14 protein-coding genes are annotated in these 16,652 nt (G+C 61.2%); 3 read left to right on the forward strand and 11 right to left on the reverse strand.

Translation table 11 applies throughout. The features are described 5' to 3' along the window. Window positions 1–121: 121 nt before the first annotated feature. The 3 genes from WAO69_RS11910 to WAO69_RS11920 form a co-directional block, all read right to left on the reverse strand. The gene (locus tag WAO69_RS11910; RefSeq protein ID WP_422179357.1) at window positions 122–2,122 is read right to left on the reverse strand and encodes an aminotransferase class V-fold PLP-dependent enzyme; all 2,001 of its coding nucleotides are present in this window, start codon (window positions 2,120–2,122) and stop codon (window positions 122–124) included. 179 nt (window positions 2,123–2,301) lie between these two features. Further along, window positions 2,302–3,483, reverse strand: a complete 1,182-nt coding sequence (locus WAO69_RS11915; protein WP_422179359.1) for an ABC transporter substrate-binding protein — start codon at window positions 3,481–3,483, stop codon at window positions 2,302–2,304. A gap of 133 nt (window positions 3,484–3,616) precedes the next feature. Beyond that, a complete protein-coding gene (locus tag WAO69_RS11920; RefSeq protein ID WP_422179361.1) occupies window positions 3,617–4,396 on the reverse strand; it encodes an IclR family transcriptional regulator in 780 nt (259 codons plus the stop codon). Between the two features lie 140 nt (window positions 4,397–4,536). Here WAO69_RS11920 and WAO69_RS11925 point away from each other — a divergent pair, with 140 nt between their 5' ends. Then, window positions 4,537–5,853: a Rieske 2Fe-2S domain-containing protein gene (locus WAO69_RS11925; RefSeq protein WP_422179363.1), complete on the forward strand. Its 1,317-nt coding sequence runs from the start codon at window positions 4,537–4,539 to the stop codon at window positions 5,851–5,853. After that, complete coding sequence (locus tag WAO69_RS11930; protein ID WP_422179365.1) at window positions 5,850–7,307, forward strand: glutamine synthetase family protein; 1,458 nt, start codon at window positions 5,850–5,852, stop codon at window positions 7,305–7,307. Before WAO69_RS11925 ends, WAO69_RS11930 begins: the two co-directional genes overlap by 4 nt. Before the next feature lie 17 nt (window positions 7,308–7,324). Here WAO69_RS11930 and WAO69_RS11935 read toward each other — a convergent pair whose 3' ends face one another. Beyond that, entirely contained in the window at window positions 7,325–8,875 is a 1,551-nt protein-coding gene (locus WAO69_RS11935) for a class I adenylate-forming enzyme family protein (RefSeq protein ID WP_422179367.1), read from the reverse strand. A gap of 154 nt (window positions 8,876–9,029) precedes the next feature. Here WAO69_RS11935 and WAO69_RS11940 point away from each other — a divergent pair, with 154 nt between their 5' ends. Next, window positions 9,030–9,458 carry an ion channel gene (locus WAO69_RS11940; protein ID WP_422179369.1) on the forward strand — a complete coding sequence of 143 codons (429 nt, stop codon included), beginning with the start codon at window positions 9,030–9,032 and terminating at the stop codon, window positions 9,456–9,458. 19 nt (window positions 9,459–9,477) lie between these two features. Here WAO69_RS11940 and WAO69_RS11945 read toward each other — a convergent pair whose 3' ends face one another. From WAO69_RS11945 to dctP, 7 genes are all read right to left on the reverse strand, one after another. Then, entirely contained in the window at window positions 9,478–10,242 is a 765-nt protein-coding gene (locus WAO69_RS11945; protein ID WP_422179371.1) for an ABC-type transport auxiliary lipoprotein family protein, read from the reverse strand. After that, a complete protein-coding gene (locus WAO69_RS11950) occupies window positions 10,239–11,567 on the reverse strand; it encodes an MlaD family protein (protein WP_422179374.1) in 1,329 nt (442 codons plus the stop codon). The genes WAO69_RS11945 and WAO69_RS11950 overlap by 4 nt, the downstream gene beginning before the upstream one ends. 14 nt (window positions 11,568–11,581) lie before the next feature. After that, entirely contained in the window at window positions 11,582–12,391 is an 810-nt protein-coding gene (locus WAO69_RS11955) for an ABC transporter ATP-binding protein (RefSeq protein WP_422179376.1), read from the reverse strand. Further along, complete coding sequence (locus tag WAO69_RS11960; RefSeq protein ID WP_422179378.1) at window positions 12,391–13,512, reverse strand: MlaE family lipid ABC transporter permease subunit; 1,122 nt, start codon at window positions 13,510–13,512, stop codon at window positions 12,391–12,393. The genes WAO69_RS11955 and WAO69_RS11960 overlap by 1 nt, the downstream gene beginning before the upstream one ends. A 101-nt stretch (window positions 13,513–13,613) precedes the next feature. Then, complete coding sequence (locus tag WAO69_RS11965; RefSeq protein ID WP_422179380.1) at window positions 13,614–14,954, reverse strand: TRAP transporter large permease; 1,341 nt, start codon at window positions 14,952–14,954, stop codon at window positions 13,614–13,616. A 4-nt stretch (window positions 14,955–14,958) separates the two neighbouring features. After that, entirely contained in the window at window positions 14,959–15,465 is a 507-nt protein-coding gene (locus tag WAO69_RS11970) for a TRAP transporter small permease (protein ID WP_422179382.1), read from the reverse strand. A gap of 74 nt (window positions 15,466–15,539) precedes the next feature. Beyond that, entirely contained in the window at window positions 15,540–16,628 is a 1,089-nt protein-coding gene (gene dctP / locus WAO69_RS11975; RefSeq protein ID WP_422179384.1) for a TRAP transporter substrate-binding protein DctP, read from the reverse strand. Window positions 16,629–16,652: the final 24 nt, after the last annotated feature.

The raw sequence follows: 16,652 nt of genomic DNA on the forward strand, positions 1-16,652 counted from the left end.
AGTCTGCCCTGCCGCCCGGTTGCTGTGCAACCGGAATTATGGGCCCTTTGGCCCCTCAATCGATACAACAGCAGCTATATGTTGATCAAGAGCGGGCGCTTTATACCAGATCCACGGCAGATCAGCCCTGGGGCACCAGCGCAAGCGCGCGGATCGGCGAACCCGTTCCCTGCGCGATCTTGAGAGGCGTCGCGATCAGGATCGCGCCCTTTGGCGGCAGTTGATCCAGATTGCACAGGCTTGCCAGACCGAAACAATTGTCGCGGTGCAGATAGTTATGCGCCGGGTAAGGCGGGCTCATCTTGCCGGCCATGCCCGCATCGGTGCCGATACATTGGGTCCCCCAGCCGACAATGCCCCTGGACAACAGATAGTCCATGCACCCCGTGGTCGGGCCGGGGCTGTGCGAGCCATCCTCATGCGGATCCGGGTCGTCATTCAGAAACGCCTCTGCGTCAGTGGCGCGGGCGTCCCAGTCGGTGCGCATGACCACCCATTCGCCGGGATTGATGGCTCCGTGTTCGCGTTCCCAGGCTTTCACATGGTCGGCCGTCAGCAGGAAATCGGGATCGGCGGCGGCTTGCGACGAGCAGTTGATCACGTTGACCGGAGCCACAAGACGCTGCACATCCAGAGTGTCGGTCGCGCCGTCCTGGAAATCCTTGCCGGTGATCCAGTGATTGGGGGCGTCGAAATGCGTGCCGGAATGCTCGCCCAGTTTCAGCCAGTTCCAGGCAAAGAACGGGCCATCGGCGTCATATTCGCTGATCCGGTGGATCTCGACCTTGGGGGTGTTCCTGGCAAAATCCTCGGGCAGGCGCAGGATGGGTGTTTCAGGGCCCAGTTCCGCAGTGCAATCGACGATTTTCACCTGCCCCGCCAACAACAATGCGCCAAGCGATCCAAGCAGGTCCGCCGAACTGGTCTGCGCTGTCGCCCCGTCGCAGAGTGCCGCGGACCCCCGCCCTGCAAAGCGGCGCTTGCGGCGGCTCATGGTGTCTTCGGTGATGTCGAACACCGCGTCGATCGTGTCTTCGCCGGTCACGTTTCCCGGCGACAGTCGCATCAGGTGACCACGAAAATCGACCGAGTATCCTTCAACCCCAAGCGCGCCCGTGATCGCCGCCGCCTCTGGCTTGTCGGGAAAGCGCAGCATGACCGACCCGCCACGCCGATCCGCATCGCGCGGGGAATGCAGCGCCAGATCCAGCGCATCGGCGCGCGCGATGATCCGATCCACCAGTTTGCGGTTCCAGGCGGCAAGCTCTGCATGATCCTGTTGCGCATGCCAGCGCAGCGCCGGAAGCGATGCCAGTGCAGCCATTGAACCGGGCGTGCCGCTGTCAAAGCGGCGGATATCGGGGGCGTATTCGAACTTGTCCAGGTCCCATGAAAACGGATTGTTCTGCGAGAACCAGCCGCGCCCTTCGGGCTCAAGCTCACGCACCAGGGATTTCTCGACATAAAGCATGCCCGCACCCGGCGTGCCGCACATCCATTTCAGCGATGTGGACAGCACGAAATCGACTTTGGGGTTCATCGCATCAAACGGGATCAGCCCGGCGGCCTGAGTGATGTCCACACCGATCAGGCTGCCCATCTTGCGGCCATGGGCCACGAGCGACTCAAGATCGACACGCGCCGAGGCGGTCGAGGTCACCCAGGTGATCAGCGACAGCCCGACATCCGGGCCCCAACGCTCCAGAAAATCTTCCTGACGCACCCAGCTTTCGCCTGCGCGCATCGCCACCGTGTCAAGGGTGAACCCCATCTTCGCCGCCAGACCCACCAGCAGAAAATGCAGCGAGGGGAAACAGTCGGCAGCGATCAGCACACGTTTTCCCCTGAGCATGCCTTCGGGCAAGGCGCGCATCAGTTTGTGCAGCCCGTCCGTGACGCTTTCGCAAGTGGTGGTAGACCCTTTGGGCACATTGATGATGCGGCGCCAGTAGTCGATGAAATCCTGCCGCTTGAGCAGGACATAGCCCCATTGCTTGTCGTTCGGGGCGGCCCAGACCTTGGAAAACTCGGCCATGGCGTCGGACAGTTCCTGCTCCTTGCCGGGATACATCCCGATGGAGTGATACAGGAAATAGCCAGAATGCGCAGAATTGGTCAGCATGACGGTATCCGGTCTGAGGGAGGGTTGAGCCGTGTCAGGCTATCAAGGCAGTATCGTCCGTGTCGAGGGGGATCAGAGCGCCATACGGTCCGCAGCGCTGCAGCGGTTCTGATGCCCTGCGCCGCGAAAAACACCCCGAACGACATGTCCGGGGTGCCTAGGAGGTCAATGTTCAGGCCTTAACGGAACTGAACGGTCTCGAACTTGCCGTCCTTGACGATCACCTGGCGGTAGTTGCCCGCCGATTCACCGGGTCCGATCAGCTCGACCGCTGATGCACCCACGTAATCGATCTCACCGCCGTCCTTGAGGATCTGCAGCGCCTTGGCCAGTTCACCGGGATAGATCCGCTCGCCCGGCGCATTGGCCACGGCCAACACGTGATCCTTCAGCGCACCGCTGTCGGACGACCCTGCCGCCTGCATCGCCAGCATGATCAGAGCCGCCGCATCATAGCTTTCCGGGGTGAACGGCGAAGTGCCGTCGAAACCGGCGGCGGCTGCCATCTCGGAATAGATCGCAGTGCCGGGGCTGTCGGTACCGGCCACCTGACCGAACGAGCCATTCAGAGCATCGCCAATCGTCAGGATGTTGTCGCCGATCATACCGCCGGGCAGCACAAAGCGATCCCATGCGCCGGTATCAAGCGCACCTTCGATGATGCCGCGACCGCCCTGATCCAGATAGCCGGCAACCACAAGGATTTCACCGCCGGCAGAGGCCAGTGTCGCGACTTCTGCCGAGTAATCGGCTTTGCCGTCCTCGTGGCTGATGCTTACGGTAACCTCGCCGCCCGCCGCTTCGAATGCGGTGCGGAAGCTGTCGGCAAGACCTTTGCCATAGTCATTGTTGGTATAGGTCAAGGCGACGGATTTGATGCCTTCTTCCATGAGGATATCCGTCATGACCTGACCTTCGCGCGCATCCGACGGGGCAGTACGGAAGAACAGGCCATTGTCCTCAGCCGTGGACAGGGCCGGGCTGGTGGCCGAGGGGGAGATCATGACGATCCCGTTGGCAACCGCCACGTTCTGCAAGATCGCGCCGGTAACGCCCGAACAATCCGCACCGACAATCGCGTTGACGCGGTCGGATGTGATCAGACGTTCCGCCGCCGCCGTCGCCGCCGCCGAGTCGATGCAGGTCGAGTCGCCGCGCACCGATGTCACCGTCGCGCCGTCCAGCAAAAGGCCGCTGTCCGTGACTTCCTGCATGGCCATTTCCGCTCCGGCCGCCATCGGGCCAGTGAGCGATTCGATAGGGCCGGTGAAACCGAAAATGATGCCCAGCTTGATGTCTTCCGCCATCGCAGCAGGGGCGAGCAAAGCGGCAACCGCGCTTGCAGCCAGTAGTTTCTTCATGAGTTACTCCCCGTTATTTGAATTGTGCAGACACCTTATTACACGCCTGCAAAGAGTAAAGGATTCTGCGTTCCCGCAGTTTTGCACCGATGGTTTGGGCGGAAAATTCGGGCTGTATGCGGATTTCGTGCCCTCAGGCGCTTTGCAGGGCATAGACCAGCGATCGTGTCTTGCTCAGGGCCGTGGCGGCCTGCTGCAACTGAAAGATCGTCTCGGCTTGCTTGCCGGCAAGATCCGTCAGGGACAAAGGCAGGGTCGACCCCAGAACACCGCGCACCTGCGAGGGCGGGCCGATGGGCACCGCGATCCCGCAGATTCCGGCCTCGTATTCGCCGTTCACCACCGACACCCCGCTGGCGGCGATGCTGTCGATCTCGCGCGCCAGCACGGCGCGATCAAGGCAGGTCTGTTCGGTGAACGCATCCAGCGGCAACTCGGCCAGCAACGCCGACCGCTCCGACCCGGGCAGCGAGGCAAGGATCATCCGCCCGACCGCCGTGGACAGCAGCGGCAAGGTGCTGCCCACGGTCAACCCGAAGGAAATCCGCGCATCCACCGTTGACGAGTTTGCCACATAAAGAGCGCGGTCTCCATCACGCACAGCCAATGTGATCTCGCCGCCCACACGTTCGGAAAACGCATTGAGAACCGGCTGAACCGCATGCCCGATATCCTGCGCGGCAAGAAAGCTGCCGCCCAGTGTCAGAACCCGCGGGGAGAGTTGAAAGACCCGATCCACCTGCACCATGAAGCCCGCTTGGGTCAGGGTAAGGCACAAGCGGCGCACCGTGGCCCTGTCCATGCCGGTGCGCTTGGACAATTCGGCCAGCGTCATGCCCGCAGGCCCGTCCCGATAGGCCATCAACAGATCAAGCCCCTTCATGAAGGCAGTCGAAATGTTGCGGTTCTGCATGGCGCGAATTCCTTCGGGATCTCTGTGGATATTAAAGGATGAGGCGTTGACGACAACTCAAAACACCCCCTAATGTGCGTATAACGGACATATTGGTCACTTATGCGCCTCTCCTGAAGAGGTCAGAAGGAGCAGATGACATGATCAGCCAGGAACTCAACGATCAGATTACCTTGGTGGACGCAGGCAAGCCCGCCGGAGAAGTGCTGCGCCGCTACTGGCAACCGGCTGCCCTGGCAGATGAGTTGAACGGCCCCCGCCCGGTGGTGCCTGTGACCCTGCTGGGCGAAAAGCTGGTTCTGTTTCGCGATGAAGACGGCCAGATGGGCCTGATCGGGCGTCACTGTCCGCACCGTGGCGCTGATCTGTGCTATGGGCGGCTGGAAGACAACGGTCTGCGCTGCCCGTTCCATGGCTGGCACTTCAACCGCGACGGCCAATGCGTCGAACAACCCGGTGAACCCGAAGACTCGCGCATGCACGAGAGGATCAAAACCGCCTCATATCCGGTGGTTGAAAGAAACGGGATCATCTTTGCCTATATGGGTCCCGGTGCGCCCCCCGACTTTCCGAATTTCGACTGTTTCCGCGCACCGGACACGCATGTCTTTGCCTTCAAGGGAAAATGGGAGTGCAACTGGCTACAGGCCATGGAGGTGGGTATCGACCCCGCCCATGCCTCGTTTCTGCACCGTTTCTTGCAGGACGAGGACCCTGCCGACAGCTATGGCAAACAGTTCCGCGACACCGCTGGCAGCACCGACATCCCGATGACCAAGGTGCTGCGTGACTATCCCCGCCCCAAGATCGAGGTGGAGGAAACCGAGTTCGGCATGAAACTGACCTCGCTGCGCCATATGGAAGGCGGCATCACCCATGTGCGTATCACCAACCAGATCTTTCCCGAGGCGATCTGCATCCCAATCAGCCGCGAGATGACAATCACCCAGTGGCACGTGCCGATCGATAACGAGAATTGCTATTGGTATTCGATGTTCACCAGCTTTGATGCCCCCGTGAACAAGACCTTGATGCGCGAACAACGCCTCAGGGAACACAGCCTGCCGGACTATGCGCCGCTGAAAAACAGCCGCAATCAATACGGATACAACCCCGATGAACAGGCGCGTGAGACCTATACAGGCATGGGTCTGGACATTAACGTGCACGATCAGTGGGCGGTGGAGAGCATGGGCGCCATTCAGGATCGAACGCAGGAACATCTGGGGCAGACCGACGTGGGGATCATCCGCTATCGTCGGATGCTGCGCGCCGCGATCCAGAATCTGGCCGAGGGCAATGAAGGGGCGCTGCCCATGCGCGGCAACCGTGACCTGACGCAGATCGTCGGGCCCTTGTCCAACGATACGATCACCGATCAGGCCGACTGGGCCGAAGCCAGCCGCGCCGCGGATGAAGAACGGCGCGCCGCCTGTCCCTGGGATGCCCGGGTGTGAGCGCGGACAGCGACCTTCACGCCAGGCTGAGCGCCGGATTTCTGGCCCGAAACGGGCTATTGTCATATCAGGATCAGGCCAAGGCTGCGGCGGTGATCGCAGGGGTTGAGGCCGACGGGATCGAGACCATAAGGGTGCTGTTTGCCGACCCTCATGGCATTCTGCGCGGCAAGACGATCACGCAGGAGGCCCTGGTTTCGGCCTTTACCGCGGGCATTCGCGTACCATCCACCTTGTTGCTCAAGGACACGGCCCAGCGCACGGTCTTTCCTGTCTGGGCCGAAGATGGCCCCGCCCCGATGCGCGGCGCGGGCGACGTGGTGCTTGCCCCGGTTCCCGATACATTCCGCGTGCTGCCCTGGTCGCCGCATTCCGCGCTGATCCATTGTGGTGTGGTCGAAACCTCGGGGGTTCCGGTATCCTTTGCGGCGCGCAGCGTGTTGCAACACGCGATGGATGCTCTGGCCGATCGTGGATTGCGCGCCGTGATGGGGCTCGAGGTCGAGTTCCAGATCTTCCAGGTCATCGATCCGGCGCTGGAGCATGCCGATACCACCATGCCGCCACAGCCGCCGCGCACGCGGGCGCTGACCCAGGGCTATCAGTACCTGTCGGAAACCCGCTACGGCGAAGTGGAAGACATCCTCGATCTGTTACGCTGCACCGCGCAGGACTTTGGCATGCCCGTGCGCAGCGTCGAGATCGAGATGGGCCCAAGCCAGTTCGAATTCACCTTTGCACCCGCCGATCCGATGTCGGTGGCAGATATGGCGGTGAATTTCCGCACGCTGGTCAAGGAAGTGTGTCATCGCAAAGGATTGCACGCATCCTTCATGGCAAAACCGAACCTGCCCAATGCCGCGGCGAATGGCTGGCATATCCATCAGTCGATCTCGGATCCCGAAGGCAACAACCTGTTTGCCCCCGAACAGGGCGAGACGCTTTCGCCCCTGGCCAGTGCCTGGATTGCCGGGCTTCTTGAGCATGCAGCGGCCTCGTGCATCGCCACGACACCGACAGTGAACGGGTACAAACGCTATAAACCCTATGAGCTTGCACCCAACCGCATCGGATGGGGCACCGACAACCGGGGGGCCATGGTGCGTGCGCTGATGGATGTGGGCGATCCGGCGTCCCGGGTGGAAAACCGGGTGGCAGACAGCACGGCCAACCCCTATTTCGCGCTGGCCTTCCAGATCCTGTCCGGGCTTGATGGTCTGACCAAGGGGCTGAACGCGCCGGCACCGCTGACGCGGCCCTATGACGACGGTGCCGAACTGCTGCCCACCAGCTTGCTGGAGGCGATCGGGCATTTCGAAGCCTCACCGCTCTATCGCGATATGCTGGGGGATGATTTCGTCGACTATCTCTCCACGCTCAAACGCGCCGAGTGGGAGCGCTATGCCATGACCGTTTCCGATTGGGAGCAGACCGAGTATTTCTCGACCTTCTGAGCCTTGCCGCCACTGTATCAGATCTGTGAGCGGCCTAATTTCTCTTCAAGAACATGACGTTGCACCTTGCCGGTGGTTGATCGCGGAATGTCGGAATCCTGGATGAGAATGATCCGCTTGGGCCGTTTGTAGCGGGACAGATGACTGGTGCAATGCTCCTGAAGCGCGGCGGGATCAAGGGTGTCCTTGGGCACGACAAAGGCCACCGGAACTTCGCCCCAGGTGGCGTCGGCCTGCTTGACCACGATGGCCTGAGCGACGCCTGGGTCGGTAAGAAGAACGGCTTCGATTTCAGCGGGATAGATGTTCTCGCCGCCCGACTTGATCATGTATTTCTTGCGATCCACATAGTCGAGCGTGCCGTCCGGGTTGCGGCGCATGACATCGCCCATGTGGAACCAACCGTTGCGGAAATCCTTCAGGTTCGTGGTGTCTGCGTTCCAATAGCCACTGAACAGCGTGGGCCCGCGCAGGGCGACTTCGCCGGGCGTGCCGGGAGCAACATCGATGTCATCGTCGTCCACAAGGCGCAGTTCACACATGGCAGACTGCTTTTTCGACAATGATTTCGGTAGCTTACCAATTTCCAGAAAGCTGGCAGAGGCCGGAGGCAAGCCGGTTTCGGTCGAGCCGAAACTGTTGAAATAGGGTGCATTCAACAGGGCTGTGACCTCGGCGATATCCTCGGGCGGGACCAGATCGGCCATGGCTCCGCAGGCGACAAGACCGCGTGCACGGGCCCCTTTCTTACGCCAGTCGTCGATGAATCGCCGCACCATTCCCGGCAGCAGAAAGAACAGGCCTGTTTCGTTTTCTGCAAGAAATTCTATCATCTTTTCAGGCTGATAGCCGTCAACGACATGCACCGTACCGCCCCGGATCAAACTCGCCAGAGAGTGATCCGTCGAGGCCATGTGATAAAGCGGGGCCCAGGCGCAGAATGTGTCCTGTCGCGGCAGTTGGAGTTCCGAGGCGAAGGACATCGCCCGCGCGATCAGGGCGCGGTGGCTGATCAGGGCCCCTTTGGGCAGGCCAGTGGTGCCGGATGTGTAAAGGATGATGAGGCCCATCTCGGGATCAAGATCGCAAACGGGCGCTTCCGGCGACGCCTGGGAAAGCTGATTTTCATAATCTTCTCCAATGGTTATCCGATCAACAGACGGAATATCCAGCGCCGCCAGCTGATCGCTCAGAGCGGGCTCGACAAGGATCAGATCGGGATTGACCAGGGTGATGCAATGGGCCATTTCGCGCTTGGCCAGGCGCCAGTTCAGGGCGGCGACGATCAGGCCCGCCTTTGCGGCGGCCAGTTCGAGTTCAAGATACTCAAGACGGTTGCGCGACAGGATGGCAACCCGCGCACCCGCGCCAAGCCCCTGATTCAGAAGAACATTCGCAAGCCGATTGGTGCGCTCTTCCAGCTCGCGATAGCTCATCCGACGTGCCCCGTCCACGATGGCAAGGTGATCCGGGCTTGAGGCGACCTGTTGCGAAAAGAGACCTGCGATCGTTGCGACGCCCGAGCGCGCGATCAGCGACTGTGCCGGATTTTGCCGAGTTTTGTCCATTTTGTACCACCCTGAGAGGCCCGGTTGGCCGTTTTGTACCACCCTGACCAGAGTTTTTTCGATCTTCAAGCGGGCGCGCGACATGCCTGTGCTTCATCCCGTGACCCGCGCGCGCTAAGCTGTGGGAACAGTAAAGAACAAACGGGCAGATCTCATGCAGGTTCTGACGCAAATTGCTCTGGGCAGCGCGATCTTGCTGCTGTGCACCAGTACCCATCTGATTGTGGGCTGGAGGATCATTCTGTTCGTGCGCCGCTCCAAACAGTTGGCGGGCACACCGGCTCCGGCTGAATTGCTCAGGACGATTTCGATCTTCGTGACGGCGCTGCTGCTTTCGCATACGCTGCATATTTATTTCTGGGCGGCCGCGCTTTGGCTGATGGGGGCGCTACCGGGGTATGAACAGCCGCTGTATTTCTCGCTCGTGACCTATACGACGCTTGGATATGGCGACGTGACGCTGGGCGTGGATCACCGGATCTTCGGTGCCATGGCGGCGGCTTGTGGAATCCTCATGTTCGGGATCACCACGGCCTTTGTCGTCGGCTTTCTGACCCGTGTGATGGGTGGAAAGCTGGACTGAGTCCGATCCGAAAGAGGGCTCAGGAATCGCTGTCTTGCGCGGTTTCGGGTGCCGGCGCGGGTTCGGGCGCGGCGGCCGGGGCATCCAGCGGCGAGGGTCTGGGTTCGGGGCGGCGATCCTGCACGGCCTGACGTTCCTTTTCGCTGGCGTAGCTGTGGATGCTGCGAATGCTCCATTCCACGGCGTCGCGCATCACGTCGCCCAGTGCTTCGTCAAAGGCGGCTGCAACATCGGCGGCTGCATCGCTGGCTGCGGTTGCATATTCGTTGAACGACCGTGAGGCAAAGATCCGGTCCACATCGGCGTCGACGATCTTGACGCTGATCTGCACCTGAATCCGCAGCGGTGTTTCGGCTGTGGCATTTGCTGGCAGGCTGGCCTGAAACTCGCGGATATTGGAGGTGATGAAGTAATCCGCCCGCAGGCCGATCCCCGAGCCACCCACGGCGGGCACGCGGTTGGAATTCTCGAAGCTTTCGATCAACAGCGCCTGCACGAACAGCGGAACGCGGTCGACCCAGCGCGCGCCGGGCAGGTACTGCACGCGCAGCGCGGATGGCTGAACCGCGATCTGGTCGGTGTTGACGGCGGCGGTGGCGGTCGGCACTTCGACAACAAGCTGTTGCGAGAGGTTGGGCAAACCCGACGAGAAGGTGCTTTTGGGCGTGAGGGCATAAAGCTCACTTGGAGTGGCGGCGGATTCAAGTCGCTGCAGACCGCTGCATCCCGTCAGGCTCAGGATCAGAGCCAGACCAACGCCGCAATGCCGCAAGGATAAGGTCATCGTTGGAACTCCGAATTGGTTGTGCCCAGAAGAAACCGGGCCGGATCGCGTTCGACACGGTCCACCAGCCGGTCGAGGCTGGACACCAGAAGGCGGGCTTCTTCGGTCAGGCGCGTGAACTCGGCCAGCCCGAGGCGCAGGAAGTCCGAGACCTGCCGGCTGTTGCCAAGGACCAGATCATCCAGCGTCCCGAGGAAGGAGGCCGCGGATGTCGAGGCCGAGCGGACTTCCACCGCGACTTCGGCAAGATCGCGGGAGGCGGATGTGACCGAGGTGGAAAACACATTCACGGCCTCGCGCAGATCGACAATGATGCCGTCGACCTGCGTGTTCAGGATATCGTTGATCCCGGCAACGGTCTGTTGAGCGGCGATCAGGGTGCTGTCGGCCGTGTCCATCGCGCGGGTGACCGCGTCCAGCGTGTCATTGGCACGTGCAAAGGTCTCATTGGCCCCCTCAAGGGCCGTGGTGCCGCTGGAGGCCAGCCCTTCGAATTCAGTGACAGCGGTGCTGACGTCGGTGCCAAGCTGGTCGATCACGCGATTGGCCGTGTCGGCCACGGTGCGGATATCCGTGACGATACCCGGCAGGTCGTTCTGGGCAAAGGCCGTCACCTCGTCGAATGTGGTGGTCGCCGAGGACAGGGTCTCGGTCGCGGTGCTGAGCGTGGTATCTGCCGTGTCCGCCAGCGAGTCCAGCCGGCTTGAGAAGGCGGCGACCTCTTGCGCGGCGGCACTGAGATCGGCCGAGAGGGTTTCAAAGCTTTCCAGCGCCGCATCCAGACGCTCGGTGGCGCTGGCGGCGTTTTCAAGGATGGCGCTGATGGCATCGCGGTTTTCGTCGCTGAAGACGGCATTCACATCTTCAAGCAGGACTACCGCCTTTTCCAGAAGCAGCGGCGCGCCTTCGAACACCGACTGCAGGGCGCTGCGCTGCGAAGGAATTACCGCCCCCTCTGGCAGCGGCAACGAGGCGGTCGAGCCGCCCGACAGCGCCACATAGCTGACGCCGGTCACGCCCTGGCTTTGCAGCTCGGCGACGGTTTCGGAATTCACCGGCGTCTCTGCGCCGACCTCGATACGGATGCGGACCTTGGAACTGTCTTCGGGATCAAGCCTGAGATCCACCACCTGCCCCACGGGCAGACCGTTATAGCGCACATCTCCTGCCGCGCTGAGGCCTGAGACATCATCAAACAGCACGTCATAATAGGCAAACTGGCGATCCACCTGGATCTTGGCCAGCCACAGGAACAGCGCAAATGCTCCAAGAATGGAGGCAAGTGTGAAGATGCCGATCAGCAGGTAATTCGCTTTGGTCTCCATGTCTGCTCTGAGCCCTAGTTCCCTTTCTCCTGCGTCGCGCGGGCGCGCGGGCCGGTAAAGTATTCCTGCACCCAAGGATGATCCACGGATGTCATCATTTCGATAGGTCCTTCTACCAAAACACGTTTCTCCGCAAGCACCGCGATACGGTCACAAATCGCATAGAGACTGTCCAGATCATGGGTGACCATGAAGACCGTCAGGCCCAGCGAGCGCTGCAATTCGCCTATCAGATCATCATAGGCCGCAGCCCCGATCGGATCGAGACCGGCGGTGGGTTCGTCCAGAAAGACGATCTCGGGATCCAGCGCAAGGGCGCGGGCAAGGGCTGCGCGTTTGCGCATTCCGCCCGACAGTTCCGAGGGAAGCTTGGAGCAGGCAAGCGGCGGCAGGCCCACGAGGCTGATCTTCAGCTCGCCCAGCGCCTTCATCAGACCTGGTGACAGGTTCATGTGTTCGCGCAGCGGAGCCATGACATTTTGCAGCACCGTAAGCGAGGAAAACAGCGCCCCGTCCTGAAACGCGACGCCCCAGCGTTTTTCGACGCTGCGCCTTTCGGCTTCGGGGCCGTTGAGAACATCGACCCCCAGCACTTCGATCGAACCTGCAGCGGGCCGGTTGAGGCCGACGATGGTGCGCAGCAGCACGGATTTGCCGGTGCCCGAACCGCCGACGATGCCCAGCACCTCGCCGCGATAGACATCAAGGTCAAGCTTATCATGTACCACCTGCGTGCCAAAGCGGTTCACGAGGCCGCGCACCTTGATCACCGCTTCGCGCCGGGAGTCCGCTTGACTGGTCTTTGGGGCCGCGCTGCCGTCCATCACACACCCACGTTGGAAAAGAAGATCGAGAAGGCCGCATCAAGCGCGATCACCAGGAAGATCGACTGGACCACCGAGGCGGTGGTTTCCCGCCCCACGCTGTCGGACGAGCCCTTGACCTGCATGGCGCGCCAGCACGACACGATGCCGATGACCACCGCAAAGAACGGTGCCTTGATCATGCCCACGGCCAAATGCCAGATATCGGTGTTTTCATGCAGGCGCGTGACGAACATGCCGGGGCTCACGCCAAGGTCGATCCAGCTCATCAATGCGCCGCCGAAAAGGCCCGAGACATTGGCGATGAACCCCAGCACCGGGAGCATGATGATCAGCGCCATGACGCGGGGCAACACCAGCACGTCGATCGGATCAAGGCCGAGGGTGCGCATCGCGTCGATCTCTTCGCGCACCTTCATCGACCCGATGGAAGCCGTGAAGGCCGACCCCGAGCGGCCCGCGACGATGATGGCGGTCAGCAGGATACCCAGTTCGCGCAGGATCGAGATCGAGATCAGGTCGACAACAAAGACTTCGGCACCGAACTGCCTGAGCTGGGTGGCCCCCTGAAAGGCCAGCACGACGCCAATCAGAAAACCCATGAGCGCAATGATCGGAACGGCGTTGAGGCCCACCTCCTGCATCTGGCTGAACAACGCGGCGGTGCGCAGGCGGCGCGGCTGGATCAGCATGCGCGCAAACCGGTGCAGCGTAAGACCGAAGAACGTCATCAACGAGCGCAGCGATGCCCCTGCCCCGGCTGTGAATTCACCCACATGGGTGAGCCAGGGGATGAAACCGCGGGGCGGTTCCTCGAGGCCTTCTTCCGCGGGCATGGCCGCGCTGACGGTGTCAAGCAGCGCCTGCTGATCCCCGTTGGCCCCGGTCAGGGTGACGCTGGCCCCTTCTGCCTCGAGCCGGGATTTGAGCGTCAGGATCAACAGCGCCCCACCGGTATCAAGGCTGTCGAGCGCCCCCAGGTCCAGGATCAGGGGCTGCGAGGTCGTGACCTGCTCGAAAGCGGTCTCGATCATGCCCAGTGATTTGGTCACGAGGTCGCCGGACAGCCGCAGGGTGGCCGTTTTTCCGGACGAATCAAGGGTGAGCGCAGGTGAGGGCATGGGCTCCGGACATGGCTAGGACTGGAAGGTCATGGGAAACCACATGGTGGCCGGAGTCAAACGACCTTTCGCGGCACCCGTCACCAACGCCCGGGCGCGGCCTAGACGAAGGCGGTAAGATACAGCGAAAGCGCCGGGATCAGGATGATCGCGGCCAGCACGAAAATCTCGATCAGCAAGAACCACGCCACGCCGCCGAATATCTTTTCCAACGCGATCTTGTCGCCCACGATGGACTTGATCACGAAGACGTTCAGCCCAATCGGTGGCGTCACCAGACCGATCTCAAGCAGCTTGATCACCACGACGCCGAACCAGATCAGCGAAAAGCCGAAGTTTTCCACGATCGGAATGGTCAGAGGCAGGGTCAGCAGGATGATCCCGATCGGATCAAGAAACATGCCCAGCAACAGATAGAGCAGCACGATCAGCAGCATCACCGTGACAACCGACACGCCAGAGGTTTCGATCCAGACGGTGATCTCGCTGGCCAGCCCCGTCAGCGCCATGAAGTTCACGAACAGCTTTCCGCCAATCGCGATGACGAAGATCATCGAGGATTGATAGACGCTTTCCTTAAGGGCTGCGAAAATCCGCGACAGGTTCAACCGGCCCAGCACCACACCCAGCACCAGCGTGGCGGCAGCCCCGATACCGGCGGCTTCGGTCGGTGTGAAGAAGCCGGCATAGATGCCGCCCACCACCACGATGAACAACGTAACGATGGCCCAGCAATCGCGCAGGGATTTCATCTTGTCCTCGCGCGAGATTTCCTCTTGGGGGATCGGCGCATCCTGCGGGCGACGTGACACCCAGATGTAGATCACCAGAATATAGGCGGCCAGAGACAGGAGGCCGGGGATCACGGCGGCGATGAACAGCTTGGCAATGGATTGCTCGGCAAAGACGCCATAGAGGATGAACAGCACGCTGGGCGGGATCAGCGAACCCAGTGTTCCGCCGATGGCGACCGAACCCGAGGCCAGCGACTTGGAATACCCAAAGCGCAGCATCTCGGGGATCGCGATGCGCCCCATGGCCGCCGCACAGGCAACCGAAGAGCCGGTAATGGCCGAAAACCCGCCACAGCCCACCACGGATGCGATGGCCACCCCGCCTTTGAGCCTGGCCAGCCAGAGCCGTGCAGCGCGGTAGATGTCGGTGGTAAAGCCCGCCTCATAGGCCAGATGGCCCATGAAAATGAACAGCGGGATCGTGGACAGCGTATAGCTGGTGATGAAGGCATAAGGATTGTTGGCCAGCAGCGAAAAGGTCGGCTGCCAGGCCCATTGCGGCGTGAACTCTGCGCCGGGACGCCAGGCGAAGATGATGAAGATGCCGACCGATGCCACCCCGCCCAGCGCCGCCGCAATGGGTACGCGCAGCGCAAGCAGAACCAGCGTGGCGATCAGCCCGTAGATACCAACTGAGAGTGGGTCCATGTCCCTAGCCTGCGTCCGTATGTTGTGCGGTCGGCAGCGTGCCGCGCAGATCCTGAATGATGTTGGACAGCAGGCGCAGCAGGAACACCGCTATGCCGAAGGCAAAGATGACTTTCATCGGCCATGTCGGGATTTCGAGCTGGCCGTCGTAATAGAGGTTTTGCTCGAATTCCGACGGGATCTTGCGCGCGATCACAAAGCCCATCGTCCCCAGAAAGGCCGCAAAGATCAGTCGCCCGATGACACGCAGCCCCTTTTGCACAAAGCCCGGCAGGCGATCGGCGATCACCGTCACCACGATATGGCCATTGCCGCGCTCGACATAGCTGAGCGGCAGGACGATGACACAGACCATCATCAGGCCAATCATCAGCAGGTCGTCGGGAATGGGTTGATTGAACAGGCTGCGGCCCAGAACCGAGCCGGTCACCAGCGCACCCATCACCAACAGCGCGATGCAGGCGACCCAGAGCGCGATATTCTCGATGGCGGTCAGAAGACGCAACAACATGGGGGCGCACTTTGCTGGGAAACGGACCGACCCGGAGCACGCGTGCTCCGGATCGGTTGTCGGATCATGTCAGATCAGTTGCTTTTGGCATCCCAGGGATAGCCATTGGCATCCCGTTCAGCCGTGTATTTGGCAACAAGGGCCTCAAAGGCACCATAGACACCTTCGGCATCCATGCCTTTTTCGGTGGCCTTCTGTTTCCAGCTTTCGACATCGGCATTGGCGATCTCCACCAGCGCTGCGCGCAGCTCAGGCGTGGGTTGCACCATGGTGATCTGATGACCATCAATGCCGGCCTCAAGCTCGGCTTTGACGCCGGTGCGCGAGTTATACATCTTTTCAGCCATGAAGACGGTGAATTCGCGACCCAGCTCATCGACCAGAGCCTGTTGTTCCGGTGTCAGGCTCATGTAGGTGTTCATGTTCATCCCGATGCCGAAGGCCAGAACCTGACCCATGTCCAGCTCGGTGATGTATTTGGCCACCTCATAGTGCTTATAGGCCTTGGCCACATAGTAATAGGTTGTCGAGCCATCCACGGAACCGTTGGAGATGGCCTCGTAAACCTGAGGCTGGGACAGCGACACGGTCGAGGCTCCTTTGGCCTCGAGTGCCGGAACGAAGGCACCGGTGGCACGAATTGTCTTGCCGTCCAGATCAGCGGCCGTCGCGACGGCTGTGTCGCGCATCAGAAGCTGGGTGGGGCCGGTCGTGTAATTGCCGAAATACTTGATGTTGGCTTTCTTTTGCTCATCAAGGGCGGCTTCGTTCGTGGTCATGAATTCATAGGTGGCCATCATGCCGACCCATTCGTCACCGAATTGGATCGTGTCGGTCACCTCATAGGCGACCAGCTGGCCGGGTGCGTAGACAGGCACGATCGACGCCATGTCGGCCACGCCGTCAGACAGGCCCTGTGCGGCCGTCTTGGCACCCAGCAGGGCACCGCCCCAGGTGATGTCCAGGCCAAGCGTGCCGCCGCTGCGGTCGCGCATTTCCTGGTCAAGCCATTCGATCGCCGCTGCGCGGGTGCCGCGGTTGGGGCCAAACTCGGCAAATCGCAATTCGCGCATCTGCGCTTCGGCTGACGTTGGTAGTGATGTGAAAACCAGCCCTGCAGCCATAACTGCGGGTACCAGCAATCCGCTGATCAAGTGTTTCATTCGTTATCCTCCCTGTGCCGGCCA

The sequence above is a fragment of the Aestuariivita sp. genome, from assembly GCF_049276915.1.
In the GTDB taxonomy this organism is placed as follows: Bacteria; Pseudomonadota; Alphaproteobacteria; order Rhodobacterales; family Rhodobacteraceae; genus Aestuariivita.

Coding starts and splice junctions, on each gene's coding strand:
- WAO69_RS11910 (WP_422179357.1), bottom strand. CDS start 2,122: ATGCTGACCAATTCTGCGCATTCTGGCTATTTCCTGTATCACTCCATC.
- WAO69_RS11915 (WP_422179359.1), bottom strand. CDS start 3,483: ATGAAGAAACTACTGGCTGCAAGCGCGGTTGCCGCTTTGCTCGCCCCT.
- WAO69_RS11920 (WP_422179361.1), bottom strand. CDS start 4,396: ATGCAGAACCGCAACATTTCGACTGCCTTCATGAAGGGGCTTGATCTG.
- WAO69_RS11925 (WP_422179363.1), top strand. CDS start 4,537: ATGATCAGCCAGGAACTCAACGATCAGATTACCTTGGTGGACGCAGGC.
- WAO69_RS11935 (WP_422179367.1), bottom strand. CDS start 8,875: ATGGACAAAACTCGGCAAAATCCGGCACAGTCGCTGATCGCGCGCTCG.
- WAO69_RS11940 (WP_422179369.1), top strand. CDS start 9,030: ATGCAGGTTCTGACGCAAATTGCTCTGGGCAGCGCGATCTTGCTGCTG.
- WAO69_RS11945 (WP_422179371.1), bottom strand. CDS start 10,242: ATGACCTTATCCTTGCGGCATTGCGGCGTTGGTCTGGCTCTGATCCTG.
- WAO69_RS11950 (WP_422179374.1), bottom strand. CDS start 11,567: ATGGAGACCAAAGCGAATTACCTGCTGATCGGCATCTTCACACTTGCC.
- WAO69_RS11955 (WP_422179376.1), bottom strand. CDS start 12,391: ATGGACGGCAGCGCGGCCCCAAAGACCAGTCAAGCGGACTCCCGGCGC.
- WAO69_RS11960 (WP_422179378.1), bottom strand. CDS start 13,512: ATGCCCTCACCTGCGCTCACCCTTGATTCGTCCGGAAAAACGGCCACC.
- WAO69_RS11965 (WP_422179380.1), bottom strand. CDS start 14,954: ATGGACCCACTCTCAGTTGGTATCTACGGGCTGATCGCCACGCTGGTT.
- WAO69_RS11970 (WP_422179382.1), bottom strand. CDS start 15,465: ATGTTGTTGCGTCTTCTGACCGCCATCGAGAATATCGCGCTCTGGGTC.
- dctP (WP_422179384.1), bottom strand. CDS start 16,628: ATGAAACACTTGATCAGCGGATTGCTGGTACCCGCAGTTATGGCTGCA.